Origin of the sequence: Nitrincola sp. (genome assembly GCF_048264025.1) — a bacterium.
Classification (GTDB): Bacteria; Pseudomonadota; Gammaproteobacteria; order Pseudomonadales; family Balneatricaceae; genus Nitrincola.
This window is the reverse complement of sequence record NZ_JBLXDN010000031.1, coordinates 1-21,411: the sequence shown is the minus strand read 5'-3', so window position 1 is coordinate 21,411 and position 21,411 is coordinate 1. Positions and strand designations below refer to the sequence as shown.

The 21,411-nt window shown below is 50.9% G+C and carries 19 protein-coding genes; 13 read left to right on the top strand and 6 right to left on the bottom strand.

Going from position 1 to position 21,411, the window contains the following annotated elements; all coding sequences use genetic code 11:
- The 6 genes from arsJ (at position 1) to ACN0R1_RS16835 (ending at position 5,503) form a co-directional block, all read left to right on the top strand.
- Positions 1 to 1,224 (top strand): organoarsenical effux MFS transporter ArsJ, encoded by a 1,224-nt coding sequence (gene arsJ, locus ACN0R1_RS16860; RefSeq protein ID WP_417584984.1) that lies wholly within the window; start codon positions 1 to 3, stop codon positions 1,222 to 1,224.
- 113 nt (positions 1,225 to 1,337) lie between these two features.
- A complete protein-coding gene (locus ACN0R1_RS16855; protein WP_417584982.1) occupies positions 1,338 to 2,657 on the top strand; it encodes a permease in 1,320 nt (439 codons plus the stop codon).
- Positions 2,658 to 2,696: 39 nt separating this feature from the next.
- Complete coding sequence (locus ACN0R1_RS16850; protein WP_417584980.1) at positions 2,697 to 2,927, top strand: thioredoxin family protein; 231 nt, start codon at positions 2,697 to 2,699, stop codon at positions 2,925 to 2,927.
- A 37-nt stretch (positions 2,928 to 2,964) separates the two neighbouring features.
- Positions 2,965 to 3,744, top strand: a complete 780-nt coding sequence (gene modA, locus ACN0R1_RS16845; RefSeq protein WP_417584979.1) for a molybdate ABC transporter substrate-binding protein — start codon at positions 2,965 to 2,967, stop codon at positions 3,742 to 3,744.
- Positions 3,744 to 4,415 (top strand): molybdate ABC transporter permease subunit, encoded by a 672-nt coding sequence (modB, locus tag ACN0R1_RS16840; protein ID WP_417584977.1) that lies wholly within the window; start codon positions 3,744 to 3,746, stop codon positions 4,413 to 4,415. Before modA ends, modB begins: the two co-directional genes overlap by 1 nt.
- Positions 4,412 to 5,503 (top strand): ABC transporter ATP-binding protein, encoded by a 1,092-nt coding sequence (locus ACN0R1_RS16835; RefSeq protein WP_417584975.1) that lies wholly within the window; start codon positions 4,412 to 4,414, stop codon positions 5,501 to 5,503. The genes modB and ACN0R1_RS16835 overlap by 4 nt, the downstream gene beginning before the upstream one ends.
- A gap of 72 nt (positions 5,504 to 5,575) precedes the next feature.
- On the opposite strand, the gene arsB is transcribed toward ACN0R1_RS16835, so the two are convergent.
- The 4 genes from arsB to ACN0R1_RS16815 all read right to left on the bottom strand — a co-directional run bounded on the left by arsB (position 5,576) and on the right by ACN0R1_RS16815 (position 11,880).
- The gene (gene arsB, locus ACN0R1_RS16830) at positions 5,576 to 6,655 is read right to left on the bottom strand and encodes an ACR3 family arsenite efflux transporter (RefSeq protein WP_417584973.1); all 1,080 of its coding nucleotides are present in this window, start codon (positions 6,653 to 6,655) and stop codon (positions 5,576 to 5,578) included.
- Positions 6,656 to 6,750: 95 nt separating this feature from the next.
- Positions 6,751 to 7,998 (bottom strand): MFS transporter, encoded by a 1,248-nt coding sequence (locus ACN0R1_RS16825; protein ID WP_417584971.1) that lies wholly within the window; start codon positions 7,996 to 7,998, stop codon positions 6,751 to 6,753.
- A 29-nt stretch (positions 7,999 to 8,027) separates the two neighbouring features.
- Entirely contained in the window at positions 8,028 to 9,218 is a 1,191-nt protein-coding gene (gene chrA / locus ACN0R1_RS16820) for a chromate efflux transporter (protein WP_417584969.1), read from the bottom strand.
- Positions 9,199 to 11,880, bottom strand: coding sequence for a glycosyltransferase (locus ACN0R1_RS16815; protein ID WP_417584967.1), 2,682 nt, complete (start codon positions 11,878 to 11,880; stop codon positions 9,199 to 9,201). The genes chrA and ACN0R1_RS16815 overlap by 20 nt, the downstream gene beginning before the upstream one ends.
- Before the next feature lie 179 nt (positions 11,881 to 12,059).
- Between ACN0R1_RS16815 and phnD the strand changes: the two genes are divergently transcribed.
- From phnD to ACN0R1_RS16790, 5 genes are all read left to right on the top strand, one after another.
- Entirely contained in the window at positions 12,060 to 13,034 is a 975-nt protein-coding gene (phnD, locus tag ACN0R1_RS16810) for a phosphate/phosphite/phosphonate ABC transporter substrate-binding protein (RefSeq protein WP_417584965.1), read from the top strand.
- Between the two features lie 153 nt (positions 13,035 to 13,187).
- Positions 13,188 to 14,024 (top strand): phosphonate ABC transporter ATP-binding protein, encoded by an 837-nt coding sequence (phnC, locus tag ACN0R1_RS16805; protein ID WP_417584963.1) that lies wholly within the window; start codon positions 13,188 to 13,190, stop codon positions 14,022 to 14,024.
- The gene (gene phnE, locus ACN0R1_RS16800; protein ID WP_417584961.1) at positions 14,021 to 14,857 is read left to right on the top strand and encodes a phosphonate ABC transporter, permease protein PhnE; all 837 of its coding nucleotides are present in this window, start codon (positions 14,021 to 14,023) and stop codon (positions 14,855 to 14,857) included. Before phnC ends, phnE (ACN0R1_RS16800) begins: the two co-directional genes overlap by 4 nt.
- Before the next feature lie 77 nt (positions 14,858 to 14,934).
- Positions 14,935 to 15,684, top strand: a complete 750-nt coding sequence (gene phnE / locus ACN0R1_RS16795; RefSeq protein WP_417584959.1) for a phosphonate ABC transporter, permease protein PhnE — start codon at positions 14,935 to 14,937, stop codon at positions 15,682 to 15,684.
- Positions 15,685 to 15,693: 9 nt separating this feature from the next.
- Complete coding sequence (locus ACN0R1_RS16790) at positions 15,694 to 16,335, top strand: histidine phosphatase family protein (RefSeq protein WP_417584957.1); 642 nt, start codon at positions 15,694 to 15,696, stop codon at positions 16,333 to 16,335.
- A gap of 29 nt (positions 16,336 to 16,364) precedes the next feature.
- Here the strand turns inward: ACN0R1_RS16790 and ACN0R1_RS16785 are convergent, their stop codons facing one another.
- Positions 16,365 to 18,083 (bottom strand): lysophospholipid acyltransferase family protein, encoded by a 1,719-nt coding sequence (locus tag ACN0R1_RS16785; RefSeq protein WP_417584955.1) that lies wholly within the window; start codon positions 18,081 to 18,083, stop codon positions 16,365 to 16,367.
- 164 nt (positions 18,084 to 18,247) lie between these two features.
- Here ACN0R1_RS16785 and ACN0R1_RS16780 point away from each other — a divergent pair, with 164 nt between their 5' ends.
- Together ACN0R1_RS16780 and ACN0R1_RS16775 are read left to right on the top strand one after the other, a co-directional pair.
- A complete protein-coding gene (locus tag ACN0R1_RS16780) occupies positions 18,248 to 18,961 on the top strand; it encodes a UTRA domain-containing protein (RefSeq protein WP_417584953.1) in 714 nt (237 codons plus the stop codon).
- A gap of 168 nt (positions 18,962 to 19,129) precedes the next feature.
- Positions 19,130 to 20,854 carry a GGDEF domain-containing protein gene (locus ACN0R1_RS16775; RefSeq protein ID WP_417584951.1) on the top strand — a complete coding sequence of 575 codons (1,725 nt, stop codon included), beginning with the start codon at positions 19,130 to 19,132 and terminating at the stop codon, positions 20,852 to 20,854.
- 92 nt (positions 20,855 to 20,946) lie between these two features.
- Here the strand turns inward: ACN0R1_RS16775 and ACN0R1_RS16770 are convergent.
- Positions 20,947 to 21,411 (bottom strand): porin (locus tag ACN0R1_RS16770; RefSeq protein WP_417584949.1); only part of this gene is annotated, 465 nt, incomplete at its 5' end.

The window sequence follows — 21,411 nt, the reverse complement described above, 5'->3', positions numbered from 1 at the left end:
ATGTTGGCAGGACTTTCAGCCGGTGTCAGGCAGTACCTGGTTGTTACCGGTAACTATTGGGCCTTCACGTTAACGGATGGCGCCTTGCGCATGCTGGTGGTGCTGTATTTCCATCAATTGGGATACAGTCCCCTGCAGATCGCGTTGCTCTTCGTCTTTTATGAAGTCTTTGGCGTGGTAACCAATCTGGTGGGTGGTTGGCTAGGCGCCCGATTGGGCCTTAATCGAACGATGAATCTGGGATTGGGACTGCAGGTGTTTGCCCTGCTGATGCTAACCGTTCCGCCAGAGTGGTTAAGTGTTGTTTGGGTGATGGTGGCTCAGGCCCTGTCAGGTATTGCCAAAGATCTTAACAAGATGAGCGCCAAAAGCTCGATCAAACTGCTGGTTCCGGAAAGTGCCCAGGGTACCCTGTACAAATGGGTGGCGATTCTTACCGGTTCAAAAAATGCACTGAAAGGCGTTGGCTTTTTTCTCGGTGCGGTGTTGTTGAGTTTGCTCGGCTTTGCCGGTGCTGTTCTGGTCATGGCCATCATGTTGGCATTGGTCTGGTTGGCATCGCTTCTGCTGTTGAAGCAGGATCTTGGGCGGATGAAGCAGAAGCCCAAATTTCGCGATGTGTTCTCCAAAAGCCGCGCCATTAATGTACTGGCGGCAGCGCGCATGTTCCTGTTCGCCTCTCGGGATGTCTGGTTTGTCATCGCCCTGCCAGTGTTTCTCAAAGAGGTACTGGGTTGGGATTTCTGGCAGGTAGGATTTTTTATGGCCTGTTGGGTCGTAGGTTATGGTGCGGTTCAGTCAGTCGCTCCCTACTTCACGGGTAAGCGCAGTGGCCGAATTCCTGGACGTACTGAAGTTGTTGTCTGGGGAAGTTTACTGGCTTTCTTACCCATGATGATCGCACTTGCACTCTACCAATCCTGGCATCCGGGTTGGGTCTTGGTCATTGGTTTACTCTGCTTTGGCGTGGTGTTTGCGGTTAATTCCTCATTACATAGCTATCTGATTGTCAGCTATGCCCGTGGCGATGGTGTGTCGCTGGATGTTGGCTTTTATTACATGGCCAATGCCATGGGTCGACTGCTGGGTACACTGCTGTCCGGGTGGGTCTATATGCAATGGGGATTACAGGCCTGTCTGTGGATATCCACTGGCCTGGTGTTGATAGCGGTGCTGATCTCTCTGGCACTTGCTCCCGGACGTTTGGAGAATGACACGGTTTAACTGTCCTGCGTTAAAGGGATTTAGTGTGCATCTTTTTTGTGGTTGATGCGTCTTCTATACTGAAGGAGCAAGTTAACCCATCAAGGATGAACCGGACACTAGGGAGTTCTGCCGTGTATACCCGACTTTTGGCACTTTATCGCAGCAACCCTCGCGAAGGGCTGGTGTTGCTGTTGATGATAGCGGCTTTTTTGCTGATCTATTTTCTGCCCGCCGGAACAGAACGCTTTGATAATGCCGTTCTGGAAGCCTTCAGATTGACTAATTGGTATGCACGCGAGCATGTGATTTTATGCTTGCTGCCCGCCTTTTTGATTGCCGGTGCGATGGCGGCCTATCTAAGCCAGGATGCGGTGATGCGCTATCTGGGACCTGATGCCTCAAAACCGGTAGCCTTTGGTGTTGCCTCCGTATCCGGTACTTTGTTGGCCGTTTGCTCCTGTACAGTTTTACCTTTATTTGGTGGTATTTATAAACGCGGGGCGGGCCTGGGCGCTGCGATTGCGTTTCTGTATTCCGGTCCTGCTATTAATGTCATGGCGGTGGTGGTGACAGCTAAAGTACTGGGCGCCGAAATTGGTATCGCTCGTGCTGTGGGTGCCATAGTCTTTGCCTTGGTGATCGGCACCATCATGCATTTTATCTATCGTAAGGAAGAAGCTCAGCGTTCAGTCACCAATAAACGTGGCTTCGCAGGCGGTAGTAGCGATAGATCCATGGGCATAGTCGCGCTGTTTTTTGCTTTAATGGTAGGTATTCTGGTGTTTGCTAACTGGGCCGCCGCGGACAGTGTCGTCTGGATGCAAATCTATGCCTGGAAGTGGTCAATTACGTCGCTGCTATCAGTTGCGTTAGCCGCACTATTGGTTTGGCGCTGGCAGTGGCCGGTGTTGCCAGTATTCATATTGGCAGGCCTGGTCGTTGCATTTGCGGTGACCCTGCCATCAGTTCCTGAATTGCCCTTTGTAATCGGTATTGGTGGGTTAATGCTAATCTCATCACTGCGTGATCAGGATCGTGAATGGGCAGTACAAAGCTGGGATTTTGCCAAGCAGATCATGCCCTTGCTTCTAGCTGGTGTATTTGTAGCAGGCTTTGCTCTGGGGCGTCCCGGTCATGAAGGGATTATTCCTTCACAGTGGGTGGCTGCTGCTGTAGGTGATAACTCTCTAATTTCAACAATTCTTGCATCTGTACTGGGTGCATTAATGTATTTCTCTACACTGACTGAAGTGCCCATCGTCGAAGCACTTTTGGGTGCCGGCATGGGAAAAGGGCCCGCCCTGGCCTTGCTCTTGGCCGGTCCAGCCTTGTCCTTGCCCAATATGCTGGTGATCAGAACCATATTAGGTACCGAAAAAACCCTGGTTTACTGTGCGTTGGTGGTTGTGATGGCCACGATTACCGGTTTTATTTACGGAAATTGGTGGTAGTGTGTTTATAAATAGTTAATTAATTAGGGAAAGATCAAAATGAAATTTACTATCTATGGCAGTGGCTGTGCTAAATGTAAGCAATTGACCGAAAACACCGAGCTGGCCGCAAACAACAAAGGCATAGCCTATGAGCTGGTTAAAGTAACCGATACCAATGCAATTATTGATGCGGGTATTATGAGAACACCGGCTTTGGCAATTGATGATGAAATAGTGATTGAAGGTAAGGTCGCCAGTGCGGAAGAGGTGTCTAGTCTGTTGGGCTGACCCGGCGATGATACACCGAACTTGTGGGTTAATTTGAATGAGAAATAATAGGCACTTGTATAAGGTTGGTTTAGCTGGATTGTTATTACTGAGCCTGCTTCTCAGCTTTCAGGCACTTGCCTCGACGCGAATCGCTGCTGCGGCAAGTCTCCAGTTAGCCTTGAAAGAAATAGCAGTGCAATTTAATCAAGCGTTTCCACAGTATGATATCAGCCTGACATTTGGCTCATCCGGTGTTATTACTAGCCAGGTACAGCAAGGAGCACCGTTTGAGTTGTTTTTCTCAGCTGATGTGGCTCATATTGATCAATTGCAATCTCTCGGACTGGTACAAGGCCAACCCTATGATTATGCCTTGGGCCGAATTGCCTTCTACAGTCGTCAAACCCTTTCGGCTGATGCGGCTGATAGCGCACTGAAGCAATGGTTAGAAAAAAGATCCCCTAACGCAAAGCTGGCAATTGCTAACCCTCGACATGCGCCTTTTGGTGTGGCCGCAATGGCATGGTTGTCTCACATACACCCAGTTGAGCAGGCCAGTAGCTTTCTGGTACAAGGAGAAAATGTGGCGCAAGCGGTCCAGTTTGTACTTTCTGGTGCGGCAGAAACAGGTGTGGTGGCCTGGTCATTACTTAAGGGGCGTGAGGATTTACAGGGACAAACCTGGCTTATCCCGGCCACTGAACATCCGCCACTTATTCAGCGTGTCGCTTTGATAAAGGGGGCCGGTGAAACTGCACAGGTATTTTTTGACTATATTCAGCAACCAGAAGCAAAACAGATTTTAACGCGCCACGGTTTTGGACTCCCCGACTGATGGATTGGCAGGCCCTGCAAATATCACTGAAACTGGCCTTCTGGACCAGCATTGTGCTGTTTCCAGTCGGTATTTTTATGGGTCGTGCGCTGGCTGTGCGCCAACTGCCGCTTCGGCCCTTTATTCAAAGTCTTATTTTTCTACCCTTAGTCTTACCGCCCACCGTATTGGGTTATTACTTTCTGGTTGCTATTGCACCGGATGCCACCTTCGGCGCCAGTTGGCAGTGGCTGACGGGACGACAGTTAGCCTTTAGTTTTGAAGGCCTGCTGCTGGTTTCGCTGGTAGCCAATTTACCCTTCGCCATTCAACCGGTGCAGAACAGTTTTGCTGCGATAGACCCGGATGTCCGTGATGCGGCGAGAGTGTGTGGTTTGAACTTTTGGCAGGCCTTGTGGCGGGTAGAGCTACCCTTGGCCTGGCCCGGTCTGCTCAGTGCATTTTTGCTGACCTTCACCCATACCCTCGGAGAATTTGGGGTGGTGTTAATGGTGGGCGGCAATCTCGCAGGAGAAACACGTACCCTATCGATCGCTATTTATGATGAAGTTCAAGCGCTGAATATGACGGCGGCAGGTCAGATGTCGCTACTCTTGTTAACTCTGGCGTTTGCCAGCCTGTTGCTGGTGCAATGGAAGACCCAAGGCTATTCAGAGAAGGGTCGTCTATGAATCGCGGACTGGAGATGAGTCTACGTGCACAGGAGAGTATTCCATTAGAGATGGATCTGGGTTGTGCGCCGGGAGAAATTGTCGCGCTGATCGGACCGTCTGGCAGTGGTAAAACCACGCTACTGCGTGCCTTGGCGGGTCTCTATACCGATGTTGAGGGGCAGATTAGCTGCCAGGGGCGTGTCTGGCTGGATAGTCAGCAACGCATTTGCCTCAAACCGGAGCAGCGACGCGTCGGTATGGTGTTTCAGCAGTATGCGCTTTTTCCGCATTTGACTGCGCTGCAAAATCTGACTCTGACCATGTCTCACCTACCACGACAGGCGCGTGAAGCGGCTGCCCTTGCCTGGCTGGAGCGGGTCAATCTGTCGGGGTTGCATAATCGACTGTCAACCCAGTTATCCGGTGGCCAGCGTCAGCGGGTGGCGCTGGCACGTGCGCTGGCTTCAAAGCCGGATCTGTTATTGCTGGATGAGCCTTTTTCGGCGGTAGATCAGGTGACCCGTTTTCGTTTACGCCGCGAACTGGCGTTGCTGCGTAAGCAGATCGATATTCCCATATTACTGGTCACTCATGATCTGGATGAAGCGCTGCAACTGGCAGATCGTATCTGTGTGATACACCACGGGCAACAATTGCAGTGTGCTGATCCAGTCCATCTGATGCTGCACCCGGCTAGCCCGGATGTGGCTAGGTTGTTGGGTTTGCAGAATATATTTAATGCAAGGGTATCAGGTGTTGAGCAGGATACAATCGTTTTAGATTGGGCTGGCCACCGAGTCAGTGTGGCGCAGCAGGGGGGGCCGAGCCTACTGGGTGAGCAAGTCAGTTGGATTGCCCCACCGCAGAGCATACTTCTTCAGCGTCCAGATAGGCCGGTTCCGGGAGACAGTGAAAATCCGATAGCAGGGCATATCACTGAACTGGTGATTATGGGACCCCATGCCAGTGTGCGTGTCTTACCCACTCATGCTCCTGAACTGCCTTTGAGTTTTTTTATTCCTCTACATTATGTCGAACGACAGCAGTTACATGAAGGGATGCCTGTCTCCCTCAGCCTCAAAGCTCATTCATTGCATGTGTTCTAGAGCGTTTACTAACACTACTACTCATAACCGTGTTAAGCCGCTTGCTTTAACGGGTCTTAAGCCCTAAAAGGCTTACTCTGTGGCAGTTTGTACAAACTGGCCTCTGGTACGGTTGGCGTAACGAACCAGCGCCAACATAAGCGGCACTTCGACTAACACACCTACCACCGTTGCCAAGGCGGCCCCTGATTGTAATCCAAACAGTGCAATGGCGGCAGCAACGGCCAGCTCAAAAAAATTACTCGCTCCGATCATCGCACCGGGTGCTGCAATGTTATGCGGTACCTTCCAGCTTTTTGCCCAATAGTAGGCAAACAGGAAGATCAGTACAGTTTGAATAATCAGTGGGACGGCAATCAACAGAATATGTAACGGGTTGTTAAGGATGACTTCACCCTGAAAAGCAAACAACAAGACCAGGGTGATGATTAACGCGACAGGTGTTACTGAACCGATACGTGGCATAAAGACCTGATCAAACCATGCCTGACCATGCTGCCGAATAAGAGTGACTCGAGTCAGATAACCGGCACCCAATGGAATTACGATATACAGAATCACCGACAAGACCACTGTATCCCAGGGCACTGGAATATTGGAGATACCGAGCAAAAGCACCACGATGGGTGCAAAGGCAAACAGCATGATCAGATCATTCACCGCTACCTGAACCAGGGTATAGGCAGCATCACCACGGGTCAGATAGCTCCATACAAATACCATCGCAGTGCAGGGCGCTGCACCGAGCAGTATGGCTCCAGCTAAGTATTCATAGGCCAGGTTTTCGGGGATGAGAGGTCGGAACACGACCAATAGAAAAAACCAACTGATTGCAAACATGCTGAAAGGCTTGATCAGCCAGTTGACGCTGGTGGTGATCAGCAATCCTTTGGGCTGTTTGCGCACTTCCAGCAGTGCAGAAAAATCAATCTGCACCATCATCGGGAAGATCATTGCCCAGATCAGGATCGCTACTGGGATGGATACCTGCGCATACTCATAGGCCGCCAGGGCTTCGGGTATAGCCGGAGCGAATTGACCCAGTAGAATGCCCGCTACAATAGCCAGAGCTACCCAAACTGACAGAAAGCGACCAAACATACCCATGCTTTCAGTTGAGGGTGTTTGTTGTGCTGAATCCTCGTGTGACATATTCAATATCCTGCTTGTTGTTCAATAAAACCCATAGAGGATTCTGGTAACAATATATGAAATTCCATATATTATTGGTGTTAAGCCTAGGCTTGTCAAAGCTCTTTGTTCAAGGTGCTCGCAGGTACTGGGTTGCTTTGCAAACGCACGGCACAGTAACTGGCAACCACTCCACCGATGCCAAGCGTGGCAAAGGCCATACCCCAAGCGATAGCGGGTTTTGCCTGTTGAAACAGATCCAGCACACCGCCAAACGCCAAGGGTGCCAGGGCGCCAGCAATAAAACCAAGCAAGGATCGCCATGCCAGAACACGCCCCAGGTAGCCTGGGCGCACAGCTTCGGAGAGGGCCGTGGTGAGAATGGGTGAATCACCCAGGCAAGTAAAAGCATAAGCCAGTACCAGCAGCATCAGCAGCACCAGGGGCAAGTGGATTAGCCAGCCGATACTGAAGGATAGCAGCGTACTGCTGGCCGCTAACAGCAACAGCAGCTTTTGACGCCCCAGCCGATCCGATAACCGTCCCATGCTTAGCGCCGCAACCGCCCCGAACAGGTGCATGAAACCCGACAGGTAGGCGCCACTCATGCTGGCCTGTGCACTGTCCAGACCTTTCAGCGCGAATCCAGCGGCCAGAAAACCAGGTATCCAGGCCCACATGCCTAACAGCTCCCAGTTATGGGCAATGTAGCCGGTGTTCAGCAGCCGCGCCTGCCGGTTTCGTAACAGCTCGTCGGTGATTCTCAGGTTTACCTGAGCAGGGTGAATCCGATTGGTGAGTGGGCCGAGTGTCCAGATTAATAGCATTGCTCCGAAGATCGGCAGCATGCCGGTGAGGATAAAGGCCATCGGCCAGCCTCCCAAGGCAATGCCTAAGCCACACAGCGCCAGAGAGGCTGCATAGCCAACGGATGTCGACGCAATCAGCATACCCATAGCATGACCGCGTTTAGCCGGATCAATTTCATCGGAAATCAGCACGATCAGTGGTGTATAGATACCGCCCTGACACAGGCCAATTAGACCGTAGAGCCAAAAGGCGCTGTTCCAGTCGCGTGCCAGAAAAGCAAACAGCAGGCTACTGATACCTGCTGCCAGTGCCGAGCTGGCCACCACCCGTTTGGCCCCCAGGTGATCGGATGCCCAGGCAAACAGAAATAGAGACAAGGCGTAGCCCAGAGTAAAGGCGGTGATCAGTGCCCCAGCCGCTGTGGCACTGAGCGACCAGTCCCGGATCAACAAGGGTAAGGTGGCCGCCACCGTCATAAAGGTTGCAAAGAGTAGAACACGTGCAAGGCAGACAAACCGAATACGGGTCTCTGTCAGGGTTGAGGCGGTTGGCATAATGTGCTCTTGTCGTCTGATTGAGTGTGTTAGAGCAGGGTATAGCCTGCCAGTGCGCCTAAGGGAACCAGTAGCCAGACGGGGATCCGGCCGGTGGCTAGCAGGCCGAGCAACACCAGAGCCAGCAGGGCATCCTGCCACTGGTGAATCCCGGCGGTGATCACCGGATCATAGAGCGCGGCTGCCAGCAAGCCAACTACCGCGGCATTGACTCCACCCAGGGCCTGCCGGAGCCAGTGATGTCGGCGAAGTTTTTGCCAAACGGGCAGTATGGCGATTAACAACAAGCATCCAGGCAGGAAGATTGCCACTAATGCCACCAGCGCCATCAGTGCACCGCCAGTATGGGCTCCGATAAAGGCCGCAAAACTGAACAGGGGGCCGGGCATTGCTTGAGCGACACCGTAACCTGCAAGGAAGTCATTGGCATTGATCAGACCTGTGCTGACGGTTTCGGCGTGGAGCAAGGGTAACACCACATGCCCGCCACCGAACACCAGTGCACCCGCACGGTACATGGCATCACTGATCAGTAGAGAGCTGTCCTGAGTGTAAATTGCCAGTAGAGGCAAGAGCAGAAGGCCACTGCTGAATAACACCGCCGCAGTGACCGCCAGACTTGTCGAAATTGGAATTTGTAACCCGGCCTGATCGGTCGCGAGTGTGGTCGTTTTAACCAGCCAGGGTGCCAGGAGTACCCCAAGTAGTAACGCACCCAATTGGCCGAATATACCAGGAAGGATTAAGGCAACCCCTGCGGCGAGTAACGCAATGCTACGGCGTCGGTAGTCCGGGGTCAGGCTCTTGGCCATGTTCCAGAGTGCCCAGCATACGACTGCTACGGCGGTAATTTTGAGGCCTTGAATCAATCCTTGATAGGCGGACAGATCGAGATTAACCAGGGTGACTCCGAGTAACAGCATCAGCAGAGCAGAGGGCAGGGTAAAACCCACCCAGGCGGCCAGTGCCCCGGCTACTCCAGCACGCTGTAGTCCTATGCCAAACCCTACCTGGCTACTGGCAGGCCCAGGGATAAACTGACACAAGGCGACCAGTTCAGCATAGGCTTCGGCGCTGATCCAGCGTTTCTGTTGCACAAACACGGTTTGAAAAAAACCCAGATGCGCTATTGGGCCACCAAATGAAGTAAATCCCAGTTGCAGAAAGGTGATGAATACTTCCAGAAAGCGTTTATCCGGTTCAGGTGGATGGTGTGTCATATATGGGCTCTTGGCGGCTGTCTGTTTTGCTATACAGGCCGATATCGTGCATTAACTGATCCAGGATCGGCTGAGGTCGGTAATCAGCATAGCGGGCAATGGCGGAATTTTGCAGTGTTTTTTTCTGTAGGGACGGGAGCTGGAGATAGTGTACTGCCTGCTCAGCCATCTGCTTGGCTGTGTCGCACAGAAAGCCTTCCTGATTATGACGAATAATATCAGCCGGTCCCTTGCTGGCATAGGCAACCACCGGCAAGCCGGTAGCCAGGGCTTCCAGCACCACACAGCCAAAGGTATCAAAGCGCGAGGGCATCAGCAGTAGGTCCGCTTGCAGGTAGAGCTCGGCCATCTGTTCAGCAGCAACCCAGCCGGTATACTCAGCATCCGGCATTTTCTTACGCAGCTTCTTCAGCGCGGGGCCATCACCGGCAACAATCAGTCGAATATCGGGTAGTTGAGCACGGATGCTGTCCAGCACCGCTGGCAGATCCAGCACCCCTTTCTCACGACTGATCCGGCCAGCATAAAGTAAGGTAGGACGTGTCTCAGGTAAGCGCCGTTGGTGGCTGATCTGGTGGAAGGAATCATCGACCCAATGGGCTGTCAGTTGCAGTTTGCTGGCATCCACCCCCATGGCGGGCGATGCCAGCCAGGCTTTATGTTCATTATTCAGCACCAGTAACCCATCGAATCGGCTATAAAATGCACGTAATAGCCGTCGCAATCGGTCACTCTGCTGGGGTTTGAGTCCGGCACTACGGCTAAAGAACTCATTCCAGTCAGTGTGCATATAAAACCACACAGGTACAGAAAAGGCATGCTTCAGGTAGAGAGCTACCGGTCCCATGATCAGCTCTGTAGAGCAGATGATGCGATCATAGCCGCCTTGCTCAAATACACGCTGCAGCTCCAGCATGTCGGGCAGGTAAAAGGTTTGTTCAAATGGTGGTGGTAAGCTGCATCGGCTAACCGGACGCAGCACCTGCAGGTGATCTTCGGCCGGTAGATCGGGATGACAGGTGAGCAGGTCTATCGGCAGGTCGCGGGTTTGTATTTCGGTTAATACATTTTTGAGAAAGGATGACACGCCATTGCTGTCACAGAGGCTATCGGTCAACCATAGAATGCGTTTAGAGTGATGGCCTGCATTCAGGTTTTCGGCTAGCTGATTCATCAGCTGTCGATTGGCGAAAAGCACCTGGCTAGCCGTAAAGGATGCACCACCAATTACCAGTGCGGCAAGGGCTGGAAAGGTCAGTTCATCCATCACTTTGAACACCTGTACATGGCTCATATGCGACTGTGCGGATGCCTTGCTGGCAGCCAGGTGTCTGAAACTGGTCGGTATTTCAAACTGGTTGATCAGGGTATTTAGATTAACCCGAGAGAAGCGCTTCCCCTTGAAACTATCCAGCTCACGCTCCAAACGACGAAAGAAGATGCTGGTCACTTCGCGGTACAGTGAAGGAATACTGTCTCGCAGGGTAAGGGAAAATTGCTCGGGCTGCTTGCGCCGTGCCTTTGCCAGTTGCTTGACGATCTTCAGCGTGGGCTTAAACTCTTTCGGTACGCCCAAGTTGGTTAGCAGGGCGGGAGCCTTGCCTCCCAGTGCCTGATGAAAGGTTTTTAAAAAGGTCAGGGTGTATTTATGCCGTTGCAGCTCCTGCATGGCGTTGCTTATACCTAAGCACAGCAGCTTATCCTTCAGACTACCCTTGTGCAGCATCAGCCGGAGTAACCCCGGATCTTTCATGTGGATGGCCACCTGAGAAAAATAATCCAGGAAGGTTGTAGTCAGGCGTTCTTCTTCGCCAGGTTCACCGTAAGGGGCGATATAGCCAGCGCGTAGCGCTTCCAGAGCCAATGCCGATAACGGCTCTGTTTTACGCCGCTCTTCCAGGTTATCCACAAACAGAAAGCTGCCGCATTCACCGGCAAAAATGCCATTGTGGTCATCAGAGCCACCCGTCACGCATTTGTGGAAGGGGTGCGCACAAAAATCCTGGGGGTTGATTTTATGCTTCAGTGTTAACTGGTGTATTTTTTCTTCTGTCAGGCTATCGACCCATAACTGGGTCATACGATTTTGCCAGAAGCCGCGTTGGCCATTGAGTACTTCATAGCGCTCAAACAGCAGTGCCAGCTTTTCCAGCGCTTCAATGCCACGACTGTTTTTAGCACTGTAGAAAAACAACGGATGAGGCAGTACGGTGGGTAGATCCTGCTCCAGTGCATAGGCGGCAAAGTGATAAATATTCTGCCGTAGCCGGTTAAGACGACTTTCCTGCTGCGGATTAAAGCCATAAACCAGTACATGAATACTCAGGCTTTCATCCGGAAAATGGCAGGTGAACTCAGCCGCCGACAATACATCCATACCCTGATCCATCAATTCCCAGCAAGAGCGGGCATTGTTGTGATTGGTAATGGTGACCAGATCGGTGCCTGCTTGCTGTAAACGCTGCACCAGTTTATCGGTGGGCAACCAGGTTTCTGGCAGTTTGAGCAACCGCCCCCATAGCTCGTCAGGTACGTCACTGTTGTGATCATGGCAATGCAGGTCGACACGTAAACGATTGGGTGCCGGAAAACGCAGGGCCTGTTGAGCCAGAAACGCTTGAAATTCAGAACGGGTACGGGCATGAAAATCACTGCCGGTCATCGGAGCTCTCCATATTGGGCCGGTGAACACCTATCTTATGAAAACTAGATGACAGAGTTTTGACAAGACCGCTATTTGCATTCATCTAACTGACATAAATTCATCATCTGTGTGACATGTCATCGTCATATTTCGCGACTAAAGTAGCGCTAACTTAGAATGCTTAGATGAGGTTTATGATGCGCATACTTACGAAAATGACACTACCTTTACATACCCCACTGGCAATGGGACTTTTGGCTATCAGTGCTTCATTTACAGCGGTTGCCAGTGATATGTCATCACGCTTTACCGATGCTGACGGTAATATGGTTGCGGATGCACCTGCTGATGCAAAAGACTGGGTTGATCCAGATACACTGGTATTTGCTTATACACCAGTTGAAGATCCAGCCGTCTATGCGCAGGTTTGGGATGGTTTTCTGAAACACATGGAAAGTGTGACTGGTAAGCGGGTTCAGTTCTTTCCAGTTCAGTCCAATGCGGCTCAGCTAGAAGCCATGCGTGCGGGTCGCCTGCATGTAGCCGGATTCAACACAGGTTCTAATCCCCTGGCTGTAAACTGTGCCGGCTTCGTGCCTTTCACCATGATGGCGCGTGAAGATGGTACATTCGGTTATGAAATGGAGATTATCACTCGTCCAGATTCAGGCATCGAAACGATAGAAGATATTAAAGGCCGTAGCCTGGCATTCACCTCACCGACATCTAATTCCGGCTTTAAAGCACCGTCTGCTTTGCTAGAAGCTGAGTTTGACATGGTTGCCGAACGTGATTTTGAACCCTCTTTTTCTGGCGGGCATGACAACTCCATCCTGGGCGTAATCAATAATGACTACGATGCAGCGGCAGTAGCCAACTCTGTTTTGAATCGCATGGTCGCACGTGATGTGGTTAAGCCAGAGAGCTATACCACGGTCTATAAGTCAGAGACTTTCCCAACTACCGGTTACGGCTATGTGTATAACCTGAAGCCTGAGCTGGCTGAAAAAGTTCAGGAAGCCTTCTTCAGTTATGACTGGAATGGCAGTGCACTGCAGGAAGAGTTTAAAAACTCGGGTGAAGCACAGTTTATCCCGATTACTTACCAGCAGCATTGGGCTGTGGTTCGTACCATCGATAAGGCTATGGATGTGACCTATAACTGCGATTGATCCACGTATAGGCACTTAGAGTTCAACATACTAGAGTTCAATGATCAGGGCTCTTCGCCTCTCAAGGATGAGAGGCTTTTTTATGTACAGGATGTGCGATGCAGCGGTCGCATGGATGCGCAGACTGTTAGATAAGTTAAAACTGGGGACGTTATGCTGATACTGAAGCAATTAACTAAACGCTATAACACGGGTGACAGAGCCCTGACAGACGTGTCGCTGGAAATACCCGCCGGTCAGGTGACCGCTTTAATTGGCCCGTCGGGTGCTGGTAAAAGCACGCTGATCCGTTGTGTTAACCGGCTGGTCGAGCCCACGCAGGGACAGGTGTTTCTGGGTGAGACCGAATTGACTGGTTTGAGTCAGCGTCAGTTACGCAAAGCACGGCGCCGCATGGGGATGATTTTTCAGGAATATGCACTGATCGATCGCCTTACTGTAATGGAAAATGTGCTGTCCGGTTATTTAGGTTATACCGGCTTCTGGCGCAGTTATTTACGCCGTTACCCCCAGGATGTGATCAAAGAAGCCTTTCGCTTGCTGGAACGTGTGGGGCTTAGCGATTTTATTGATAAGCGTGCCGATGAGCTTTCCGGTGGTCAGCGCCAGCGTGTCGGTATTGCCCGTGCATTGCTGCAAAGCCCGGATATTCTGCTGGTCGATGAGCCGACCGCCAGTCTCGATCCGAAAACCTCGCGGCAGATTATGCGCTTGATTAAAGAACTTTGTGCCGAGCGACAGCTCGCCGCCATCATCAATATACATGATGTCCAGCTGGCGCAGTTATATGCTGATCGGATCATCGGACTGCGTGCCGGCGAACTGGTGTTTGATGGCTTGCCAGACCAGTTGGATGCCGAGATTCTGACCCGTATCTATGGCGAAGAGGATTGGAATACCCGGCCTGATGCAGAGGCAGGGGAGTCAGAGGAACAACCTGGTAAAACCGCTACAACCATGTCCAGTCTGATGCGGACCGCCGCCCTATGAGTAGTCGACTTGTGCATCAATCCACTGATCGACAGGCCATGGCAGCGCAGGGGCGTTGGCGACGTCCGCCCTTAATTGCCGATTGGCGTTATCGCTTGGCATTGGTAGCGGTATGCCTGATTTACCTGGTTTTAGCTACTCTCAGTATTGAGGTGAACTGGGCGAGAGTGGCGGAAGGTGCCTCTCGTGGTTTGAATTTCTTTGCCGCCTTTCTCAGGCCAGACTTTACTAGTCGCTGGGGTGATATACAGCAGGGCATCATTGAATCCCTGACCATGACCTTCACCTCGACCACCATCGGTATTTTACTGGCGATCCCTGTCGGTATCGGTGCCGCGCGCAATATGGCTCCCTGGCCGATATATCTGTTTTGCCGATCTATTATTGCCGTCTCACGCACCTTTCAGGAGGTTATTATCGCCATTTTGTTTGTGGTGATGTTTGGGTTTGGACCATTGGCGGGAATGATAACCTTGGCGTTTGCCACGATCGGCTTTATGGCCAAGTTGTTGGCTGAAGATATTGAAGATATTGATGAACGTCAGGTTGAGGCCATTCGGGCCACCGGCGGTAGCTGGTTGCAGCTAATGAACTATGCGGTGCAGCCACAGGTTATGCCGCGACTGATCGGCTTGTCTATGTACCGGCTGGATATTAATTTTCGTGAATCGGCGGTGATCGGTATCGTCGGTGCTGGGGGGATAGGGGCCACCTTGAATACCTCTCTGAGTCGTTATGAATATGATACGGCGGCAGCGGTTCTGTTAATTATTATTGGTATCGTAATGCTGACGGAATATGCGTCGGGTTATGTGCGTAAGTGGGTGCAGTAATGCCGGTTAAATACATACAAACAGATACAGGTTCGAGCCCTGCTCAATGGACCTTGCGTACTTCGCGTTAGCAATGGTTGATCTGGCTGGGTTGGTTAGCTGGCGTGTCGTTGTTTCTACTGTGCTGGAAGCAGATTTCTGATAATACCATGTGGGTGTTTGTCGAGGATGCTCCACGTCAGGGCGCTGATCTGTTAAGCCGGATGATGCCGCCTGAGTGGGGCTATGCCAGCCGCCTTTGGCAGCCGCTTTGGGACACCATCAATATCGCTACGCTGGGAACCCTGCTGGGTATTCTGATGGCTTTTCCCTGTGCCTTCCTGGCGGCACGTAACACCACGCCACACCCTTTGATTCGTAGTGTGGCGCTGATGATCATCGTATCATCCAGGTCAATCAACTCACTGATCTGGGCCATGCTGCTGGTGACTATTCTGGGACCTGGCTTGCTGGCTGGTATTCTTGCCATTGCTCTGCGTTCTATAGGCTTTGTGGGTAAATTACTTTATGAAGCGATAGAGGAAATTCATCCCACACCGGTAGAAGCCATCACCGCAACGGGTGCCAGCCGCCTGCAGGTAATGAACTACGCCGTGTTACCACAGGTAATGCCAGCTTTCGCAGGGATCAGTATTTATCGCTGGGATATTAATATCAGAGAATCAACTGTGCTGGGATTGGTAGGTGCCGGTGGTATTGGTCTGCAGTTGAATGCGGCTATCAATACCTTGGCCTGGGACAAGGTCAGTATTATCTTTATTATGATTTTTGCCACGGTGCTGGTTTCAGAATATATTTCTGCCAAAGTGCGCAAAGCGTTTATTTAAGGAATTGCAATGCGATCAATGGATGCGGTAGTGACAACGTTTGATTTGATCCGTCACGGTGAGCCTGAAGGTGGACGAAAGTTCCGCGGTGCAACGGATGATCCGCTCAGTCGTGAAGGTTGGTTGCAGATGCGCCAGGCCGTCGGAGATCAGGCGCCCTGGGATATCATTATCACCTCGCCACTGCGCCGTTGCCGCGAGTTTGCCACTTGGTTAGGTGCCCAGCATCAAATTCCGGTGCAGGAGCACAAGGACCTGGCCGAGCTGTTTCTAGGCCAGTGGGAAGGTCTGACTCATGTAGAAGCGCGTCAGTCGTTCCCTGCGCTGGTCAATAAACCGGATGGCGTGACCGCCTTTTGGGTCGACCCGCTGCTAAACCCCCCACCTCAGGGTGAAACCTTGCATGACTTTGATTTCCGCATTCGCGGCGTGTGGAAGATGTTGGCCGAGACATACCCAGGTAAGCATCTGCTTATCGTAGCCCATCTGTTTACCTGTAATTTTTTGTTGCGCCAGATTCTGCAGCAGCCGATTGAAAAAGCCTTGTTCTTTGATTTGCCTTATGCCGGATTGACCCGGATCCGCCAAGAAGAAACTCCCTATGGCAGCTTTTCACAGGTAGAGTGGGTGGGGTTGACCCGGTTGCCTTAAGCCCCATCCACTTACCAAGAGTTTAGTCATCAAGCGTTCAGATCACCCATATAGCGCTGGCGCTTTTTCGCCTTGATTTGCGCGACGTTCACCATCACCAGACCATCAATACAGTAACCGAAGTCTGCATCGACACTGAAGTCCAGGAAGTTAACTCCCTGGTCTTCGCAGAGCTCAGTATATTGTTTGTACAGTGTAGGCACAGTGACACCGTAGAGATCCAGTCGCTCTTTCAGTGCAATAAAATCTTCGCGGGCATCGTTGAAGCAAAACAGCCGTTGTGCTTCACTCAGTCCAGCGTCAGACGGGCAGTAAGGCGCGTTGGCTTTGGCCATCTGTTCAAGGCCAAAGTAGTGGCGGTAGTAGATCACCAGCAAATCCCGGGCAATTTGTGGTAGCTTGGCCGATATCGATACGGGGCCCAGCATACGGTCAATATGCGGTCGGCTTTTCAAGTAAGCCCCTATTCCGTACCAGAGATAATCCAGGCTGCGACGTCCCCAGTAGCGGGGCTGAACGAAGCTGCGCCCCAACTCGACGGCATTTTCCAGCAGTGGCTCGAGTTCCGGCTGATAGCTGAACAGACTGGCGGCATAGAGACTCTGTAAGCCGTTATCCCTGATAACGGAAGCACACTCGCCAATACGGTAAGCGCCGACCAGTTCAAGTGCTTCTTCATCCCAGAGAATCAGGTGTTTATAGTTACGGTCATAGCTGTCGAGATCAAAGCGCTGGCCGGTACCTTCACCTACCCGACGGAAGGTTAATTCTCTAAGGCGGCCTAGCTCACGCATCACCGGGGAGTCTGAGGCATAATCAAACAGGTAAATCTGCATTCCATCCTGGGTTTTCCCCAGGCATTCGGCTTTACGTAATTCCTGCCGCAGTAACTGACGCTCTTCAGGGTGAGCAATAGGTTTTTCAGTTACAAACAGGGACTTTTTGTTTTTTGGCAGTCTGTATACATGTTTACGTAATAATTTTAGCCGGGTTTTTAACGGTAACTCGTTATTATCAAAACGTTCCAGCGGGATGAGTTCCCCGATTCTGACCGGCATATCTTCGGCATTTTTCTTAAACATTTCGTTGACCAGCATCAGTCCGCCAATCGGGCGGTAGATCATCGACAGCGAATAGAAAATGGCCGAATTTTTACTGTTTAAATGAATTGGCAGGATTGGCGCATTGGTCTTACGGGCAAAATGTACAAAGCCACTTTGCCAAGGACCATCCTTGATGCCGGTAGCCGTGGCTCGGGAGACTTCACCGGCTGGAAAAATGATCACCGCCTGCTCTTTTTTCAGACAATCGGTGACTTCTCTGACGGTCTTGCGATAACCGCTTTGGGTCAAATTATCCACAGGTAGCAGTAGCGGTCTCAGCGGGGCAAATTGCCATAGAAGATCATTGGCCAGGATCTTGATATCACGCCTTACCTCGCCGACTAACTTAAGTAATACCAGCCCATCCAGCGTTCCGAGCGGATGGTTGGAAACAATCACGACACGCCCCTCAGAGGGTATATTTTCTTTTTCCCGAGCAGAGACTAAATAGCTGATGCGGAAATGTTCGAGCACCTTATCGGTGAATTCAAACGCGCCCAGGTCCTGATGGGTGTGAAGAAACTGATTGACCTCGTCTTCATGGAACAGGTGACGCAATAATTGCATCACGGGTGTTTTCAGCACTGCAGGCTTGTGTGCCAGCGCCGGGTATTTTTCAGATACCAACGCTTCTATATTCAACATGATTCACCCCCGGGATAATAACCTTATGGATCATTGCTGATACAGGTGACCGGGTGATGACAGTAATATGGCGTTTTTATGACCAGCGTCATTCGAGCCATATACTGTCATATTGAGTCAATAATCCGTTAATATTGTAGCAATTATTTGATATGGACCGGTTCATGGCAGAACAACCGTTATATCTGCAGCTTAGAGATCAATTGATGCAGCGCATTACCTCCGGCGATCTGCCGGTGGGCTCGCGCTTGCCCGCAGAACGTATGTTGGCCGATAGCTTTAATACTACGCGCATTACCCTGCGTCAGGCATTGGCACAACTGGAAAGTGAAGGGACTATTTATCGCAGTAATCGGCGCGGCTGGTTTGTGTCCTCGCCACGCCTGACCTATGAGCCGGTAAATGATGTCAGCTTTACTCATTACGTTGCTGAACAGGGGCGAGTACCGCGTACGGAGGTGCTGGGTATCGAGAAAATGCAGGCTAGTACCTCAGTAGCGACAGCCTTGGCATTGCAGCCAGGGGATGATGTTTACCTGCTGCGTCGTCGCCGCTTCGTGGATGAGCGTTTGGTGTTTGTTGAGACTATCTGGCTGAATCCACGCTACTTGCCGGGAATCGAACAGGAGCGGTTTGAGTCTTTGTGGAAGTTGTTGGCTGATAAATATGGCATCAGGTTGACCCGCAAACAGATCACCATTACCCCGACAGCCTTGACCGGTAGCATTGCAGCGGCATTGGGGGTGAATTCTGGCTGTCCTGGCTTATATATTACCCGTATAGGTAAAACAGACGATGGTGCCTGTATTGAATTTGATGAAGAGTTTTGGTTGCATGATGTACTCACCATCAGTGTAAATACACAGAAAAATCAGTGAGTAAAAAACCCTATAAAATCATCAGTAATATTTTTGTCACATAATCTCGTTACAGTTCTGTGTACAGAGCATTTTAAACAAGAGGCGTCCTAATCCTGTCTCTGATGCTTGTGTAAAGCGCGGCTCAATTGATTACGCCAGTTGGTATTTGCGAAGCAGAAGGCATCTATGAAAGACAGACTACAGGACGAACTTAAACACATTCTGAGTGATGGGCTGATAACCTCATTGTTTCAGCCCATCGTCGATATTGATAAGCAGGAAGTGTTTGGTTATGAGTCGCTGAGTCGAGGGCCGTCCGACAGTCCATTGCACGCTGCTCCGATTTTATTTGATGTGGCTGAAAAGTCAGGTTCTTCAGGGGATCTGGAAGAGGCCTGTCTGACAGCGGCGGCGAAGAACTGGGCGGCTCATGCGCTCGACAGTTATTTGTTTGTCAATATGAGCCCAAGCATGTTGTTGCCCTCACGCTTCCGCGGCATCCGACTGATGGAACTGATCCGGCAGTACAATTTACAGCCGCAGCAGATAGTGATAGAAATCTCTGAGCGTTACCCTGCGTTGCAGCTTCAGGAGCTGAAAAACGCCATAAATGCGCTTAAACTGCAGGGCTTTCGAATAGCCATTGATGATCTGGGAACGGGGTATTCCGGCCTGAAGCTCTGGTCTGACCTCAAGCCTGACTTTGTCAAAATAGACCGGCACTTTATTCGTGATATTCACGATGATCTGGTAAAACTCGAATTTGTGCGCTCACTGGTGGATTTGTCCAGTCGCTTAGGTTGTGCCCTGATCGCCGAAGGTGTCGAAAATCAGGCCGAGCTAAATGTAGTTATGGACCTGGGTATTGTGTTGATTCAGGGCTTTTTGGTAGGGCGTCCCAAACCCTATCCAACAGCCGATCTGAGTTGCCTGCCGGATAGACAACAGGTGGTGCATAAAACGACAGGTAAGCTGGCTCGAGACCTGTGTAAATACATAGAGCCTGTAGAGCCGGATGTTTCGTTGCGTGAAGCCTGGGAGCGTTTGCAAAAGGAGATTAATATTTTCTCCTTACCTGTTGTGCATGAAGGTAGGCCGTTGGGGTTGCTGCATAAGTGGCGGGTATTGGAACTCTATGGCAGTCAGTATGGTCGGGCACTCTTTGAGAAGCGTCCGGTTATTCACTTTATCGGGCGTGATTCACTGGTGGTCGATCAGAACTCCACACTGGATGAGATCAGTCGTAAACTGATCGAAGAAGATTTCCACTACCTTAAACAGCATTTTATTGTTGTCAATCAAGGCATCTATACGGGAATGGGTACCGCTCGCACCCTGTTAAAACAGATTACCCAGGAGCGTATCGAGAAAGCACGCTATGCTAACCCGCTGACACAACTGCCTGGTAATGTGCCGATCAATAACGAGTTGGATAAGCGCTTAAAACGGCAACTGCCCTTTTCATTCATTTATATCGACATCAATGATTTCAAACCACTCAATGATGTGCTTGGATACCAGATAGGTGATTTGGTTATTACCCGGATAGCGGATTTGCTGTTGAAACACTTTAATAGCAGCACTGATTTTGTCGGTCACATAGGTGGAGACGACTTTGTCGTTATGACGGAAAGAGAGGGCGTGGAGGCGCTGACTCGTGAAGTGCAGTTCGCTTTCAAAGCAGCAACGCACTCTCTGTACCCTCAGGCGATGATTCAGCAGGGGTATATGACTGCTCTGGATCGTGACGGTATGCAGCGCAATTTTCCACTCACTTCTATAGCGTCCGCCGTTATTCGCATTGAATCCCCGTGCGATTACAAGCCGGACCAGATAGCTGACTTTGCCGCCGATGCAAAAAAACAATCTAAAAAAGCAGAGGGGTTTTGTTATTGCAGGATTCTGATTTAATCTGTGAATAAAGCTTTTCTTGCCCGTACATTCTGTACATAAAAAAGGCCCTCATATAAATGAGGGCCTTTTTTCAAATCAGCTTCTACTTGTTAGAAACGTACACGGATACCGGTGCTGAAAATGTCGCCATCGCCAAGGTCTTCATTGGCATCGCCATAACCTACGAACAGGTTAACCATTTTGCTCAGGTCGTGCTGAACTTCAACACCAAAGCCTTTAGCACCGTCTTTGAAATCAGCATAAGCGGCTTTCAAAGTAGTGTTTTCTGCGACGTTGTAAGTGGCCGCAATATCCCAAGGCTTGTAGTCATCAGCGACGTCATTTTTAACGTGTGAGTAGACACCCGCGATAGTACCGACACCAAAGTCATACTCCAGGGCAAGACCCATTTCGCTCTCTTTGTCACCATTCATGGCTTCAGAGTTGTAGTCGATGTAACCCAGAGCGCCATAGAACCCGCCGTTGCTATATTTTACAGCGGCATGGTAAAGATCAAAGCTTTCGTCATCATAGGTAGAGTTGGCGGCTGTTGCCAGAGCAAACTGAAAACCACC

Coding starts and splice junctions, on each gene's coding strand:
- arsJ (WP_417584984.1), top strand. CDS start 1: ATGTTGGCAGGACTTTCAGCCGGTGTCAGGCAGTACCTGGTTGTTACC.
- ACN0R1_RS16850 (WP_417584980.1), top strand. CDS start 2,697: ATGAAATTTACTATCTATGGCAGTGGCTGTGCTAAATGTAAGCAATTG.
- modA (WP_417584979.1), top strand. CDS start 2,965: ATGAGAAATAATAGGCACTTGTATAAGGTTGGTTTAGCTGGATTGTTA.
- modB (WP_417584977.1), top strand. CDS start 3,744: ATGGATTGGCAGGCCCTGCAAATATCACTGAAACTGGCCTTCTGGACC.
- ACN0R1_RS16835 (WP_417584975.1), top strand. CDS start 4,412: ATGAATCGCGGACTGGAGATGAGTCTACGTGCACAGGAGAGTATTCCA.
- arsB (WP_417584973.1), bottom strand. CDS start 6,655: ATGTCACACGAGGATTCAGCACAACAAACACCCTCAACTGAAAGCATG.
- ACN0R1_RS16825 (WP_417584971.1), bottom strand. CDS start 7,998: ATGCCAACCGCCTCAACCCTGACAGAGACCCGTATTCGGTTTGTCTGC.
- chrA (WP_417584969.1), bottom strand. CDS start 9,218: ATGACACACCATCCACCTGAACCGGATAAACGCTTTCTGGAAGTATTC.
- ACN0R1_RS16815 (WP_417584967.1), bottom strand. CDS start 11,880: ATGACCGGCAGTGATTTTCATGCCCGTACCCGTTCTGAATTTCAAGCG.
- phnD (WP_417584965.1), top strand. CDS start 12,060: ATGCGCATACTTACGAAAATGACACTACCTTTACATACCCCACTGGCA.
- phnC (WP_417584963.1), top strand. CDS start 13,188: ATGCTGATACTGAAGCAATTAACTAAACGCTATAACACGGGTGACAGA.
- phnE (WP_417584961.1), top strand. CDS start 14,021: ATGAGTAGTCGACTTGTGCATCAATCCACTGATCGACAGGCCATGGCA.
- ACN0R1_RS16790 (WP_417584957.1), top strand. CDS start 15,694: ATGCGATCAATGGATGCGGTAGTGACAACGTTTGATTTGATCCGTCAC.
- ACN0R1_RS16785 (WP_417584955.1), bottom strand. CDS start 18,083: ATGTTGAATATAGAAGCGTTGGTATCTGAAAAATACCCGGCGCTGGCA.
- ACN0R1_RS16780 (WP_417584953.1), top strand. CDS start 18,248: ATGGCAGAACAACCGTTATATCTGCAGCTTAGAGATCAATTGATGCAG.
- ACN0R1_RS16775 (WP_417584951.1), top strand. CDS start 19,130: ATGAAAGACAGACTACAGGACGAACTTAAACACATTCTGAGTGATGGG.